Source organism: Gemmatimonadales bacterium, from assembly GCA_035502185.1.
Lineage (GTDB): Bacteria > Gemmatimonadota > Gemmatimonadetes > Gemmatimonadales > JACORV01 > Fen-1245.
Window position 1 is genome coordinate 1 of the sequence record DATJUT010000075.1, and the last position, 13,511, is coordinate 13,511.

Consider the following 13,511-nt stretch of genomic DNA (forward strand, 5'->3'; position numbering starts at 1 on the left):
CGGCACCGCGGGCCGCGCCGCGGTCGGCGCGGCGGGCTTGGCCCGGTGCGCCTTGAGCGCGTGCTCCGCGTCCATGAGCTGGGTCGCGGCCGTCGTCACCGGCTCCGCGACCCGCGTGCCGGGCACGGCCGGTCCGCCCACCGCGCTCTCGGCGTCCCGCGCGAACTCGGTCGCGACGGCGTAGCGCTCGGCGGGCGAGCGCGCCAGCGCCTTGTCCAGGACCGCCTGCAGCTTGGGCGGGAACGCGATGTCCGGGCGAGCGTCGGCGAGCGGCATCGGCTCGTCCGTGAGCCGCTTGATCATCGTCTCCTGGGCGCTGTCCGCCTGGAACGGCAGCACGCCGGTGAGCATCCGGTAGAAGACCAGGCCCAGAGAGTAGATGTCACTGCGGCCGTCGAGCTTGTCGCCCGATAGCTGCTCGGGGCTCATGTACTCCGGCGTGCCGACCACCAGGCCCGTCTTGGTCACCTTCTGCCCGGCCTCGTCGCCCGCCACCGCCTTCGCGATGCCGAAGTCGACCACCTTCACGATGTCCGCGCCGTCCCGGCCCTGGACGATCATGATGTTGTCGGGCTTGAGATCGCGGTGCACGATGCCGAGGTCGTGCGCGGCGGCGAGCGCGTCGGCCGACTGGCGGAGGATCCGCACCGCGCGCGGCGGGGGCAGGGCCCCCTCCCGCTCGATGATGTCCGTCAGCGCCGCGCCCTGGATGAACTCCATCGCCAGGTAGATGATGCCCTCGGGCGTCTCGCCGAAGTCGTAGATCTGGCAGACGTTGGGGTGCGAGATGCGGCTCGCGTTGGACGCCTCGCGGTTGAACCGGCTGATCGCGTCGGGGTCGGCCGCCATGGACGGGTTCATCACCTTGATGGCGCTCTTGCGGCCCATCTTCACGTGCTCGCCGAGGTACACCGCGCCCATCCCGCCCTCGCCGAGCTTCTTGATGATGGCGTAGCGGTCGGCGACCACCTGGCCGACGAGGTCCGCCGTCGGGCTGGCGGCGCGCAGGGTCGAGCCGTCCACCGGGCAGAACTTGGAGGTGTCCGGATACTCCTTGCCGCACACCGGGCAGGTCTTCACGTCATCTCCACCACGAGCAGCTTGTCCCCGACCAGGATGCGCGACGCCTTCTTCAGGGCCACGTCGCCGCGCGCGGCCACCGCCACGCCGTTGCGGCTGCCCGCGTCGGCGAGGACGAAGTCGGCGTCCTCGGACCGGATCTGCGCGTGCAGCGAGCTCATCGACGGATCGTACGGGAAGGTCCAGTCGCCCGAGTCGCGGCCCAGCTTGACGTCGCGCCCCGGGGAGAGGTGGAACACGTCGCGCACGCTGCCGTCCACGCGCAGCTGGGACAGGCTCGCGATGTCCGCGCTCGGGATCAGCGAGCCCATCCGGCGCGTCGCGTCCGCATCGGGCGCGTACGGCCCCGGGTAGCCGAGCCGGCGGAAGCGCAGCAGCTGCGACCCGATGAGGATCTGGTCGCCGTCCACCAGGCGGTGCGGGCCCTCGAGGAAGATCCAGGTGCCGTTGCGCGAGCCGAGATCGCGCACCCGGAGCTGCCCCTCCTTCCAGATGAACAGCGCGTGCATCGGCGACAGGTAGACGTCGTCGGCGAAGGCGACGTCCGCGCCGGTGCGGCCCATGGTCGTCTCCTCGCCGACCAGGGGATAGCGCGTGCCCTTGGCGCCGTCTTCCCCCGAGAGCACCAGCTCGACCGGCGGCCGCGACGCCCGCTGGGGCGAGAAGACCTTGGTCGGCTCGTGCGGGCCCGAGGCCCGCGGGCCGGCGCCGAGCGGCGTCGCGCAGATCGGGCAGAACTTGTAGTCGGCGCTGGCGATGGGGGCGCCGCAGTTGGGGCACCCGGGGACCTCCGCGGCGGCGGCCGCCGGGGCCTCCGCCGCGAGCTTGGCCCCGCACGAGGCGCAGAACGCCATCGCGGCGTCCACCGGGTGGCGGCACGAGGAGCACACGGGCCCCGTGGCGGCCCCGGCCCGGCCGCCGCTCGCCGCCGGGGCGTACACCCGCGTGGCGGGCATGCCCCCGGTCGCCGACGGCGCGGGCATCGCCATCGCCGAGGCGGAGAGGGGCTTGCCGCAGTCCATGCAGTAGCGGGAGTCCGGATCGTTGGTCCGGCCACAGTGCGCACAGGTGATCACGTTTCGGACCGCCTCCGGGGGCGAAGAATCCGGCGAGAAGCGAGCGCCAATATATGGGCCGATTCGGGGGCTGGTCAACTGAGCTAAATTGACGTTGCGCCGAGAGTTGGTGTACGTTGCGCGAACGATGCGGCTGCGCCGAACCCCCCTGCTCCTCGTCTGCCTCCTCTCCGCGACCGGAAGCGTCGCCGTCGCCGCGGCGCAGGTGGTTCCGGCTACGCGGCCCGCCGCCCTGCCGCCGATCGAGCCGGTGGACGGCCCGCTGGCGCTCACCGTCGTCTACCCGCCGGCGGACGCCCTGATCGGCGCCCACGACAGCTCGTTCCTGTTCGGGGCGACCGGGAGCGGCCAGGCCAGCCTCACCATCGACGGGACGCCCGTGGACGTGGCGCCGGACGGCGCCTTTCTCGCCTGGCTCCCCCTCCCGGACGACACCGTGGCCGTCTTCCACCTCGTGGCCGTGAAGGGCGAGGAGCGCGCCGCGCTCGACTGGCGGGTGCGGCTCCCCGCGCGGTTCGTGCCGCCCGCGCAGCCGCTGTGGATCGACGCCGCGTCGCTGCGGCCGCGCGGCGAGGTGTGGGCCGTGGCCGACGAGCCGCTCCGCGTCGTGGCGCGCGCCGCGCCCGGCGCGTCCGTCGTGGTGCGCCTGCCCGACGGGCGGCTGTTCCCGCTCGCGCCGGACACCGAGGTCGCGGGCTCGTACGGGCCGTTCGAGCGCCGCCCGGACCGGCTGGCCGTCCAGGCCACCGTGCGCTACACGGGCAGCGTGCCCGCCGTCCCGCTCGGCCCGGGGCTCCCGCCGCTCGCCACGCCGACGATGCCGGCCGACACCGGCACCGGCACGGCCGGGGCGGCGGTGATCGCCGCACTCGGCCCCGACACGCTCGTCACGCCGCTCCCGGTGCGCGTCACGCTGGTGGACCCCGCCGCGATGCCCGTCGTGGTCCTCGACGACGACACCGCGCACACCGGCAAGACGCGGGGCGCCGTGGTGGGCTCGCCCCTCCCGCACGGGACCTTCGACTGGTTCTTCGCCGAAGGCACGCCGGCGGCGGTGGACGGGCGGGTCGGCGACCAGCTGCGGGTGCGGCTGAGCCGGGAGTCGGTCGCGTGGGTGAGCCTGGCCGACGTCGCGGCGGTGCTGCCGGCGGGCGCGCCGCCTCCCGAAACCGCGGTGCGCCTGGTGCGGCTCACGCCCCGGGACTCGCTGGTCGAAGCGCGCCTCAACCTGGAAGCGCGGGTGCCGTTCCGCGTGGACGAGGACGAGCGCTCCGTGCGGGTGCGGCTGTACGGGGCGCAGTCCGACCTGGACTTCGTGCAGTACGGCGGCACCGATCCGCTGGTGCGCCGCGTGACCTGGGCGCAGCCCGCGGCGGACGAGTGCACCGTGACCTTCGAGCTGGCCGCGCGCGTGTTCGGCTGGCGCGCGCACTGGGAGGGCGCCGACCTGGTGCTCCAGATCCGGCGCCCGCCGGCCGTGGATCGCGCGCGGCCGCTGAGGGGGCGGACCATCGCCGTGGACCCCGGGCACCCGCCGCAGGGCGCCACGGGGCCCACGGGCCTGCGGGAGGCGGACGCGAACCTGGCCGTGGCCCTCGCGCTCCGGGACCTGCTCCAGCGCGAAGGCGCCCGGGTGGTGATGACGCGGACCGCCGACACCGCGCTCGACCTCTACGAGCGGACCGCGCTGGCCGAGCAGGCGGACGCAGAGGTCCTGGTGTCCATCCACAACAACGCGTTCCCCGACGGCGTGAACCCGTTCGTCAACAGCGGGACGAGCACCTACTACTTCCTTCCGCGCGCCGCGAGGCTGGCGTTGCTGACCCAGGCCGCGCTGGTGAGCGAGCTGGGGCTGAGCAACCTGGGGGCGGCCCGCGGCAACTTCGCGCTGGTGCGGACCACGTGGATGCCGGCCATCCTCACCGAGGGCGCGTTCCTGATGGTCCCCGAGCAGGAGAACGCCCTGCGCACGCCGGCCTTCCAGGAGGCGTACGCGCGCGGCATCGCGCTCGGCCTCCAGGCCTTCTTCCGCGATCTGGCGGAGCCGGGACCGTGACCGGCCGCCGCGCCGAACCCGCCCGGCCGCGCGGGGTATGACGCCATCATGAGCCCGGCGCCGCGTCTGCTGTGCCTCGCGGCCCTCCTCGCCGCTTCCGCCGGGCCGGCGCGCCTGGCGGCGCAGGAGCCTCAGGATCGCGCGCGGCTCGACTCCCTCGCCGACGCCTTCGCCCGGATCCCCGACTCGACGACGCTGCTCGCGATGGAGACGACGCGCATCGCGTACGCGAAGGACCACCGCGACGATCCGATGGTCCATTTGGAGCTGGGAATCCTGGCCTACCACATCGCCGTGGTGGCCCGGAGCACGAAGCACTACGACGACGCGGCCGGCGAGTTCGAGTGGGCCTCGGACCTCCGGCCGGACTGGCCGACCCCGTGGTACTGGCTGGGGCGCGCGGAGCTGGCCATCGGCGAGGCCCGCGCCATCGCTCTCGAGAACCTGCGCGAGGCGCTCGGCCTCGACGCGCTGTCCAAGGCCGCGCGGGCCTTCGCCCGCGCCGCGCAGGTGGACCCCGCGTACTCCCGCGCGCTGGTGGACCTCGCGACGACCGCCCTGCGGCAGCGGATCGCGCCGCGGCTCGACGTGGCGCAGCGCGCGCTGCGGCTCGCGGCGGGAACGGCGGCGGGCCGCGAGCCGGAGGTGCTCCTGGCGCGCGGCCGCGTCGAGCGGGAGCTGGACCAGCACGACTCCGCGCTCGTCGCCTTCCGGGGCTACCTCGCCGCCGGCGGCGACAGCGGCCTCGGCGGGCTCGAGGTCGCGCGCACCCTCGCCCTGCTGGGCCGGTCCGACTCCGCGGTGGGGGAGTACTTCGCCGCGTCGCGGCGCCCCCTCACGCCGCAGGCGCGCGCCGCCTTCCGCGCGGACCTCGCGTGGATCGCCACCCGCGAGGAGCTGGCGACGTACGACGCGCTGGCAGCGGACTCGGTCGGGCGGTGGCTGCGCCGGTTCTGGGGCGAGCGCGACGTCGAGGACGCGCGGCGCCCCGGGGAGCGGCTGGTCGAGCAGTTCCGGCGCTACGCATACGCGCGGGCCAACTTCCGCCTCACCACGCGCCACCGCCACTACGACATCACCGACGTGTACCGCGACAGCGCGCAGGCGGAGTTCGACGACCGCGGCGTCGTCTACCTGCGTCACGGCGAGCCGGACGGCCGGGCGCGCTACTCCGACCAGTACGTCGAGCCCAACGAGACGTGGGTGTACCGGCGCCCGCCGCCGGAGACGGACCTGGTGTTCCACTTCGTGGCGGCGGGTCACGTGCAGGACTACAAGCTGGTGGAGAGCCTGCTGGACGCGTACGGCTTCAGCACGGCCGTGATCTTCCAGTCCCGCCAGGACGTCCCCACCGCGGTGTTCGGGGGCCTGCTGAGTTCGCGCGCCACCATCTCGGACCTCTACCAGCGCCTGGCGGACCAGGGCACCGCCGGACGCGGCGCGCTGCTCGCCGAGGAGCGGCGGCGCGGCCGGCAGGCCATCGCGGTCGGCACCACGACGGATTCGTACGCGCTGCGCTTCGCGCACGACCTCGATCCCGTCGTGTCCGCCTTCGTCCTGGCCGACGCCGAGCGGCGTCCCGTGCTGCACGTGGTGTTCGCGCTCCCCGCGCGGGCGCTGCGCTCCTTCCCGGCGCCCGGCGGCGTCGGATACCCGTTCGAGTTCCGGCTGATCGTGTACGACTCGGCGTACCGCCGGGTCGCCGGCCTCGACACCCTGCGCGTGTTCCGCAACCCGACCGAGCTGCCCGAAGGCAGCTACCTGACGGAGCAGCTCGCGCTGAGCGTGCCGGCGGGCGACTTCCACTACCACTTCGTGGTGGAGGAGCTGCAGGCCGACGCGGGAGCCCTGGTGCACGCCGAGCCGATCGCGGTGCCGCGCACCGACAGCGGGTTCTCGGCGAGCGACCTGGTGCTGGGGCGGATCGGCAGCGGGCTGGTGCTGCGGCGGGCGGACGGCGACGTCCTCCTCAACCCGCTGTCGCGATTCCCGCGCGACGGCGCCGTCGAGCTGTACTACGAGCTGTACGGACTGCCGCAGGGCGCGAGCGTCGCGACCCGCGTGAGCGTGCAGCCCGCGGGCGGCCGCTCGTTCTTCCAGCGGCTGTTCGGCCGGGGGCGCGGCGCGAACCTCGAGTACAGCTCGGTCACCGGCGCGGACGGGCGGGCCCGCGTGCGGCAGCAGATCGTGCTGAGCGGCCTCTCGCCCGGCCGCTACGTGCTGGGGCTCGACCTCGAGGACGTCGCCACGCACCAGCGGCTGCGGCGCGAGCAGACCTTCGAGATCACGACCTCCCGAGCGCCTTGACACTCCCTCCGGGCGGGGCCTAAGTTGACCTCGCTCACGGCGTTACCTTCCCGGTTCGAGAGCGCGCATGTTCTGTTCCCGGTGCGGTCACCAGGTCGATTCGTCGGTCAAGTACTGTCCGAACTGCGGGCTCGACGTGACCGCCGTCACGCAGGGCGGCGCGGCCGGCACGGCCGCGCAGCCGGCGGCCGACGACTCGACGGCGGTCCGCGACGCGTTGAAGGACGAGTACGAGCTGGAGAAGGAGCTGGGCCGCGGCGGGATGGCGATCGTCTACAAGGCGCGCGACAAGGCGCTGGAGCGCGAGGTCGCGATCAAGGTCCTGCCGTTCTCGCTCTCGTTCGACGCCGAATTCGTCGAGCGGTTCCAGCGCGAGGCGCGCACCTCCGCCAAGCTCGAGCACCCGAACATCATTCCCATCTACCGGGTCGGCAAGTCGGGCCGGGTCATCTACTTCGTGATGAAGTTCCTGCGCGGCAAGCCGCTGTCGAGCGTCATCTCGGCGCGCGGAGCACTGCCGGTGCCGGAGATCAAGCGGCTGCTCATCGAGGCGTGTCGGGCGCTGGGGTACGCGCACAAGCACGGGATCGTGCACCGCGACATCAAGCCCGACAACATCATGTTCGACGAGCTGGGCCAGGCCATCGTGACCGACTTCGGCATCGCGAAGGCGCAGTCCGGCGCCCGGCTCACCGGCACGGGCATGGCCATCGGCACGCCGCACTACATGAGCCCCGAGCAGGCGCGGGCGCAGACCCTGGACGGCCGGAGCGACGTGTACTCCCTCGGCGTGGTCGGCTACCAGTGCCTCACCGGCCACGTGCCGTTCGACGGCGAGGACAGCTTCTCCATCGGGTACAAGCACATCATGGAGGAGCTGCCGACGCCGCCGCTGGAGACCGCCGAGCAGCGCGACCTGTTCGCCATCATCCAGCGGATGATGGCCAAGAAGCCCGACGACCGGTTTCAGACCGCCGAGGAGCTGGTCGCGTCGCTGGAGGGCAGTGGGGGCGTCGCGGCCGCGATGTCGGCCGACGTCGCGACCCGGCCCACCGAGTCGCTGCGGCCGCTGAGCGGCGTGGCGACGATCGCCTCGCAGGCCACCACGCCCCTGCCGCGTGCCTCGGGCTCGATGCCCAAGCCGCCGGCCTCCCCGGCCGCGACGAGCGCGGAGGCCGCCAGGGCCGCCAAGCCCAAGCCGCGGCCGCCGCGGCCCGCGCCCGCGAAGTCGAGCCGGGGGCCGCTGCTGGCGGTCGGCGGGCTGGTGGTCGTCGTCGCGGCGCTCGCGGCCTACTACTTCCTGGTGCTCCACAAGGCCCCGGCGAGCGTCGCCTCCGCCGATACGAACCACGTCGCCGCGGTGGCGCCGGACAGCGCCAAGGCCCCGGCCGCGCGGCCGGAGAGCACCGGCGCCGCGGCGGTGACGCCGGCGCCCCCGCCTGCCCAGCCCGCGGCGAAGGAGCCGGCGCCGGCCCAACCGGCCGCGCAGCCCGCGCAGCCGCCGGCACACCCCGCCACGACTCGGCCGACGCCGCGGCGCGAGCGGCCCGGGCACAAGGCGCCGCCCGCGGTCGCCTCGGCGACGCCGGCCAGGCCCGGCGCTCCGCCCGACTGCGAGGCGGGCCTGGTGAGCATCCAGAACCCGAACCGCGCGTGCTGGGACTCCAAGCCCGTCGCGCAGTTCACGCCCGCCGTCGGGGTGCCGGCGAGCTGCACCAGCCCCTCGCTGCCGCTGCTCACCCTGAACGTGCACGTGTCGCGCACCGGCGATGTGCTCCAGGCCGTGCCGGCCTCGCGGCCGTCGCCGTGCACCGCGTTCCAGGCCCAGGTGCTCGCCCAGGCCCTGGATTTCCACTTCAGCCCCGCCCGCAAGGGCGGCCAGCCCGTGAGCGCATGGGTCCAGGTGGTCATTCGCCCCGCGCACCAGTAGTTCACCCTACCGCCTTCATCGCGCCGGGCGCCGACGTCATGGGCGACGTGCGCCTCGGGCCCGAGTCGAGCGTCTGGTACCAGTGCGTGCTGCGGGGCGACATCGACGCCATCACGCTGGGCGCGCGCTCCGACGTCCAGGACCTCACCATGGTGCACGTGGACGAGGGGGTGCCCTGCACGATCGGCGCCGGCGTCGGGATCGGCCACCGCTGCATCCTCCACGGCTGCACCATCGAAGACGACTGCCTGATCGGAATGGGGAGCATCCTGCTCAACGGCGTGCACGTCGGCACGGGCTCGGTGATCGGCGCGGGGGCCGTGGTACCCGAGGGGATGCGCATCCCGCCAGGCTCGCTCGTGATGGGCGTGCCGGCCAAGGTGCGGCGGCCGGTGGACGACGCGCTCCGCTCCCGCATCCGGCTGACGGTCGAGCACTACGTGGCGCTGGCGCGTCTGCACGCCGAAGGACGCTTCGCCAGGCCGCTGCCGTGACGCGCGCCGAGGCCGTTTCGCAAGCTTTGTGATGTGAATAGCGGGGAAGCGGCCTGCGACGCGGGTTCTCGCGGGGTGTTGGCGCGCAGCGGAGAGGCCTCTAGATTGCTCCCCCGCAACTCTTTCCTGCGGTAACGGTTAGCTCACTGACCGCACCAGGACAAACCGCCGGGCCACTTCGGGTCCGCTTGTGGAGTTTCGAGCATGGTTTCAGGCAAGTCGGCAGGACGCAGCGAGCTCGAGCTGAGCGCCAACGCGCTCACGGTCCTGGAGCGCCGCTATCTGGTGAAGAACGAGGCGGGCCAGGCGGCGGAGTCGCCGGACGAGCTGTTCCGGCGGGTGGCGCGGACCATCGCGGCGCCCGACCGCAGCTACGGCGCCTCGGACGGCGCGGCCGAGGCCCTGGCCGAGGAGTTCTTCCGCGTGATGGCCGAGCGGAAGTGGATGCCGAACAGCCCTACGCTGATGAACGCGGGCCGGCCGCTGGGCCAGCTCTCCGCGTGCTTCGTGCTGCCGGTGGACGACGCGCTGTCGAACGGGGCCAGCGGCATCTACGACACGCTGCGGGCGATGGCGCTGGTGCACCAGTCGGGCGGCGGCACCGGGTTCGCCTTCTCGCGGCTGCGGCCCAAGAACGACGTGGTGCGCTCCACGATGGGCGTGGCGTCCGGGCCCGTCTCCTTCATGAAGCTGTACGACGCCTCGACCGACGTGGTGAAGCAGGGGGGGACCCGCCGCGGCGCGAACATGGGGATCCTGCGGGTCGACCACCCGGACATCCTCGATTTCGTGGCGTGCAAGGACGACACCAGCGAAGTCACCAACTTCAACATCTCGGTGGCGGTCACCGACGAGTTCATGGCGGCGGTGGCAGCGGGCACGAAGTACGAGCTGCGGCACCCGCGCACGGGAAGGGTGACGGGCAAGCTCGACGCGCGCGAGGTCTTCGACCGCGTGGTGGCCGGCGCGTGGAAGACCGGGGAGCCGGGCGTCTTCTTCGTCGACCGCGCGAACCGGTACAACCCGGTGCCCCAGCTGGGCGCCTACGAGGCCACCAACCCGTGCGGCGAGCAGCCGCTGCTGCCCTACGACGTCTGCAACCTGGGATCGATCAACCTCGGCCTGTTCGTGCGGGACCAGGCGATCCAGTGGGACGATCTGAGGCAGACGGTGCACCTGTGCACCCACTTTCTCGACAACGTCATCGACGCGAACAAGTACCCGCTGCCCGAGATCGACGAGCTGGCCAAGCGGATCCGCCGCGTCGGGCTGGGCGTGATGGGGTGGGCGGACATGCTGGTGCGGCTCGGCGTGCCGTACAACTCGGACGCCGCCGTGGAGTTCGCCCGGCAGGTGATGGCGTTCGTGGACGAAGAGGCGAAGTGCGAGTCGGAGCGCCTCGCCGAGCAGCGCGGCACCTTCTCCGAGTGGGAGCGGAGCATCTGGGGCCCGGAGGCCACCTGCGCGCGGGACGCGCGGGGTGAGCGCATCCGGCCGATGCGCCGGCTCCGGAACTGCAATCTCACCACGGTGGCGCCCACCGGGACGATCTCGATCATCGCGGGCTGCTCGAGCGGGATCGAGCCGCTGTTCGCGGTCGCATTCCTCAGGAACCAGGCCGGCACCCTGATGCCGGACGTGAACGAGGACTTCGTCGCGTACGCCAGGGCGGGTGGGTGGTACAGCGAAGCGCTGATGCAGCGCATCGCCGAGGAAGGCCACATCCACTTCCCGGAAGTGCCCGAGCTGATCCAGCACGTGTTCGTCACCGCGCACGACGTGACGCCCGAGTGGCACATCCGGATGCAGGCGGCCTTCCAGGACTTCACGGACTCGGCCATCAGCAAGACGTGCAACTTCCCCGAGACGGCGACCCGGGACGACGTGCGCCGGATCTACGAGCAGGCCTACTCTCTCGGATGCAAGGGCGTGACCGTGTACCGCGACAACAGCCGGCCGATGCAGGTGCTCTCGACCGGGAAGACGGCGAAGGAAGTGGCCGGGAACGACGCGCCGGCGGCGGGCGACCATTCCGTCCCGCCGGTCGCCGGCCCCGGCCCGGTGCCGGCGGCCGAGCGCGAGCTGGCGGAGGCGCGCGGGCAGCTCGCGGAGCTGGAGGCGGAGCTCGGGCGGGTGCGCCGCCAGCTGCACGAGTCGGAGGCGGAGAACGCGCAGCGGCGGCTCAAGCGCTCGCGCCCCGACCTGCTGCGCGGCATGACGCGCCGCATCGAGACGCCGCTCGGCACCGCGTACGTCACGATCACCGAGGACGAGCGCGGCCAGCCGTTCGAGGTGTTCATCTCGCTGGGCAAGGCCGGCGCGCCCCTGATGGCCGACGTCGAAGCCATCGGCCGGCTGATCTCGCTGTCGCTGCGGTCGGGGATCCCGATGGCGGAGATCCACCGCCAGCTGCGGGGGATCAGCAGCGACCGCGTCATCGGGCTCGGCCCCAACAAGGTGATGAGCGTGCCGGACGCCATCGGCATCGCCATCGAGAAGTGGATGCAGGAGAAACACGAAGGGGTGCAGCAGGACCTGCTGGTGTCGCCGGCTCCGGCGGGCGTCGCGCGTCCTGCGGCGGCCGGCGTGGAGGCCGATGGCACGCAGGGCATGCGCAGCGACGCCCACGTGCCGAACCTGCTCGGCGCCTGCCCCGATTGCGGCTCGCAGCTCGAGTTCGCGGAGGGGTGCGTGAAGTGCCACGTCTGCGGGTACAGCGAGTGCGGGTGAGCGTCCGCTCCGCGTAGCGACGCCGCGCACGCGCGCGGCCACCGCCCGGCCCCCGCCCCACGGGGGCCGGCGGCGTTTTCCCCTCAGCGCAGCCGCATCTCGTTGGTCGGGGCGAAGCCGAGCCGCTCGTACAGGGGCCGGCCCTCGTCGGAGGCGTGCAGGGTGACCACCCGGAGCCGGCGCTCGCGCACGTAGCCCAGCACGTGCTCCATCAGCAGCGCGGCGACGCCACGGCGACGCCAGGCCCGCTCGACGAACACGTTCATCACGTAGGCCTCGGCGCCGGCGAGCACGCCCGGTCCGTCCCGCCCCGGCCGCGGGAGCATGGGCCGCAGCTGGATGCCGGCGCCGCCCACCACCAGCCCGGGCCGCGTGACGGGCTCCGCCAGCCAGCCGAGGTAGCTCCCCGCGGCCACCCACTCCCCGATCAAGGGCTCGGTCGCGGACCGCAGCTCCGCGGCCGTGCTCTCGTCGGCGATCTGGCCCATGTCCCGGAACATCTCGACGCGGTGCTTGGCGAGCATGGGCGCGTCGTTCGGACCGGCCGGCCGGATCCTGAAACTGACACCCTCGTTCATGGGTCTAACATTAGTCCGCGTCCCTTGCCTTCGCGAGACGGCCCCCCGACATTGTGGGCCTTCCCAATGGCCAAACTCGTAGTCCTGTTCATCACCGCGTTCGTGGACATGGTGGGGTTCGCCCTCGTGCTGCCCCTCCTGCCGTATTACGCCAAGGAGTACGGCGCCACCGCCCTCCTCGTGGGCGTGCTCGTGTCGTCGTTCTCGGTCGCGCAGCTCGCGATGGCGCCGCTGTGGGGCCGCGCGTCCGACCGCTACGGGCGCCGGCCGATGATCATCGCCGGCCTGGCGCTCTCGGCCGTGGCGTACGCGGTGTTCGCCTTCGCGGGCTCGGTGTGGCTGCTGCTGCTCTCGCGGGTGGTGCAGGGGATGGGCGGCGGGACGATCGGCGTGGTGCAGGCGTACGTCGCCGACGCCACGCCCCCGGACCAGCGGACCAGGAGCCTGGGGTGGCTGTCGGCGGTGACGAGCCTCGGTGCGGTCGTGGGTCCCGCCTTCGGATCGATTCTCGACCAGGCCGGCGGCCAGCGGGCGCCGGGCCTGGCGGCGGCGGCGTTGGCGACGCTGATCGCGGTGTTCGCCTGGCGATTCCTGCGGGAGTCGAGGGAGATGCGCCCCCCGGGTGCCATCCGCGCCGCCTCCCGCACGGGCGCCGTGGCGCTCCGGCGCGTGCTCTCGCACCCGCGCGAACCGGCGTCGCGGCTCATCTGGATCTACGCCATCGCGATCGGTGCCTTCTACGGGACGGGACCCACGATGCCGCTGCTCCTCTCGGCGCGTCTCGGCGTGACCGAGCACACCATCGGCTACTTCTTCATGTACTTCGGCGCCATGGGCGTCATCGCGCGCGCCGGCCTGCTGGGCTGGGTGCTCGGCCGTCTGGGTGAGGCGCGCCTGTCGCGCCTGGGGATCGGGCTGCTGGCCGCGGGCCTGTGCCTGCTCTCGGTCGCGCGGAGCTACCCGGTGCTCATGGCGTCGATGACGCTGATGCCGTTGGGCACGGCGTTTCTCTTCCCGTGCGTGACCGGGCTGCTCTCCCAGGTGGTGCCCGGGACGGACCGGGGACTGTACATGGGCGTGCAGCAGACCTTCGGTGGCGTGTCACGCGTCGCGTTTCCGGTCGCGGCGGGCTACGCGATGGACCAGTTCGGGTACGGGACGCCGTTCCTCGCTGCCGCCGTGATGGTGCTGATCACGCTGCCGCTCACCAGCGCGATGGCGGGGTACGCGGCGGCGCAGTGCGAGACGTGAGCGTCTCGC

At 73.1% G+C, this 13,511-nt stretch carries 9 protein-coding genes; 6 read left to right on the forward strand and 3 right to left on the reverse strand.

The annotated features are described in order from the left end of the window. Positions 1-1,080, reverse strand: a 1,080-nt coding sequence (locus tag VMF70_10180) for a serine/threonine-protein kinase (GenBank protein ID HTT68384.1), incomplete at its 3' end; no start/stop codon positions are given. After that, positions 1,077-2,156, reverse strand: a complete 1,080-nt coding sequence (locus VMF70_10185; protein ID HTT68385.1) for an FHA domain-containing protein — start codon at positions 2,154-2,156, stop codon at positions 1,077-1,079. The genes VMF70_10180 and VMF70_10185, both read right to left, overlap by 4 nt. 127 nt (positions 2,157-2,283) lie before the next feature. On the opposite strand from VMF70_10185, the gene VMF70_10190 reads away from it, so the two are divergent. The 5 genes from VMF70_10190 (at position 2,284) to VMF70_10210 (ending at position 11,673) form a co-directional block, all read left to right on the forward strand. Continuing rightward, complete coding sequence (locus tag VMF70_10190) at positions 2,284-4,212, forward strand: N-acetylmuramoyl-L-alanine amidase (protein ID HTT68386.1); 1,929 nt, start codon at positions 2,284-2,286, stop codon at positions 4,210-4,212. A 48-nt stretch (positions 4,213-4,260) separates the two neighbouring features. Then, positions 4,261-6,519: a GWxTD domain-containing protein gene (locus VMF70_10195; protein ID HTT68387.1), complete on the forward strand. Its 2,259-nt coding sequence runs from the start codon at positions 4,261-4,263 to the stop codon at positions 6,517-6,519. Between the two features lie 67 nt (positions 6,520-6,586). Then, complete coding sequence (locus VMF70_10200) at positions 6,587-8,449, forward strand: protein kinase (protein HTT68388.1); 1,863 nt, start codon at positions 6,587-6,589, stop codon at positions 8,447-8,449. A gap of 38 nt (positions 8,450-8,487) precedes the next feature. Then, entirely contained in the window at positions 8,488-8,943 is a 456-nt protein-coding gene (locus VMF70_10205) for a gamma carbonic anhydrase family protein (protein ID HTT68389.1), read from the forward strand. Positions 8,944-9,147: 204 nt separating this feature from the next. Beyond that, positions 9,148-11,673: a vitamin B12-dependent ribonucleotide reductase gene (locus VMF70_10210; protein ID HTT68390.1), complete on the forward strand. Its 2,526-nt coding sequence runs from the start codon at positions 9,148-9,150 to the stop codon at positions 11,671-11,673. Positions 11,674-11,756: 83 nt separating this feature from the next. Here VMF70_10210 and VMF70_10215 read toward each other — a convergent pair whose 3' ends face one another. Beyond that, positions 11,757-12,251: a GNAT family N-acetyltransferase gene (locus VMF70_10215; GenBank protein ID HTT68391.1), complete on the reverse strand. Its 495-nt coding sequence runs from the start codon at positions 12,249-12,251 to the stop codon at positions 11,757-11,759. A 66-nt stretch (positions 12,252-12,317) separates the two neighbouring features. On the opposite strand from VMF70_10215, the gene VMF70_10220 reads away from it, so the two are divergent. Then, positions 12,318-13,502, forward strand: coding sequence for an MFS transporter (locus VMF70_10220; GenBank protein ID HTT68392.1), 1,185 nt, complete (start codon positions 12,318-12,320; stop codon positions 13,500-13,502). The last annotated feature ends 9 nt before the right edge of the window (positions 13,503-13,511 follow it).